The 1,790-nt window shown below is 52.6% G+C and carries 1 protein-coding gene; it reads left to right on the forward strand.

Translation table 11 applies throughout. From position 1 onward, the window contains the following. Nucleotides 1–1,773 (forward strand): hypothetical protein (locus tag KDK16_RS08930; protein ID WP_257275679.1); only part of this gene is annotated, 1,773 nt, incomplete at its 5' end. Nucleotides 1,774–1,790: the final 17 nt, after the last annotated feature.

Here is a 1,790-nt window from a genome sequence, read left to right on the forward strand (position 1 = left end):
ATGCTACAGTCCTCGGGTCCCCTGGAGCAAGCCACTGCCCAGACACTGATCAACACGATTGAGACAGCCTATTCCCGTCACTCCCCCTTCCTGGTTGAGCAGCGGCTCGATGAAAAAATCACCCGACTGGCTCTGAATGATGTGGTCACACTGGCTACTGAAATGGATAACATCGACACGGAACATAAGGCAGCCCGGAGCCTGACACAAAAGTTGTTGTTGCGTCTGGTGGGCAGCGTAGTGAACACCCTGGAAAGCGGAGGCACGCCGGATCGCCAGCAGAAGCTGCTGATTGCGGAGCTATCCAACCGGCTTCCCGATAACAACAGCGGTCTCAGGATCCCGCTTCCGGATAACCGCGAACGCGTGGTTTACCTGGATCCTTCCCTGCCCTTCAACCAGGATCAACATTCTTCCTCACGGATCGTGCTGGGGGTTCGTTCACCCTTTTTTCTTACGGCCATTGATAATAGTGCCTATCGTTCCCAGCTGCGTGAGCTGGCAACACTGAATGGCATACCAAGACAACTCAATGGCGTGCTGCGTTATTTTAACCGACCCAATGAATTCATCGATAGCCTTCTGGCCTGGCATAAATGGCAGACAGAGAATAATTTGGAGGCGATAAGGCCGATCGTGGATCTACGGCTGGAATCCAGCCGGTTGATTGCGGACAGTCGGATGATTGTCCGGCGATGGCAACAAAATGAGCCGGTCATCATTCAGGTCGGGCTGTCGGATGTACGACCAGGATCGTCTGATCGTCGCCTGGCCCGGGTGATGACCGGTTCCTATGGGCTGGCTCTGCTCCTGCAACTGCAAGCAAGGCAGGCAGCCCGTCCCGATATCGACAGGGCTTTGGCTATATGGCAAATAAATTACCAGTATTACAGCGCTGGCCGTTACGGTTTTGACAACGCTCTGACCATGCGGCAATTACCCGCCAACAGTGATCCGGTCTACCAGCTGCTGGTCCGTGACAGTCATGACTGCGGGCTTAAGTTTGCTCGGGGTACTGCGGATCATTTCCATTGGGCTCTGGACGTATTGTTTCGGGAAAAGCGTCTGGCCGCTTCGGTGAGAACCGTTATTAACTTCCTTGAAATGAAGCCGACGACGTCTGCTGATGCCTTTGTGCAGGGTATGGTTAAGTTGCACACCGATTTCTGGAAACAAATGCAGGACTCAAATCTGCGGTCTGCGCTGCAATTGCAGAAAGCGGATTACCAGATGTTGGAACAACGAATATCCAGTTCCGGTTTACCCGCTGAAGACAGAGACAGGTTATTGCTGGATATAGGTTCTATGAAAAGCCCACCAGACCAAAGTCCGGCCACTGGCAGAACACCTTCTAATGCCGGGAATGCCCATGGCAAAAAAATCACGCCGAACAGTCCCGGAGCTCTCAGAGAAGTTCCACCGGGTTCCTACGACGATAGTAGCTTGAAGTCCAGGATCGCGATCCTGTTCTCTGCCGAATATCTCAAATATGCCCGGGAAAACGATGTCCCTGACAATGATATGCAGTCATTGGAGGAGACCGTTACCAAAACGCTTCGATGGCTCAGAACCACCACTAAATACAAGGCCTTTTCCAGTGCCTTGAATGAAGGACGAAGCCAGGTCTTTGGAAACCTCCAGACTCTGGTGGACAAAGGGCTTATTGATGGTTCTGCCGGTAGCGGCTTCAACCAAGTCAAAATACCCGACTCTGTTCGGCTATTACTGGTCGTCACTCCTCCTGGTTCAGCCGATGCAAAACCGGATGTCTGACTGTGCTGAAAGTCTGG

Source organism: Endozoicomonas sp. SESOKO4, from assembly GCF_024606275.1.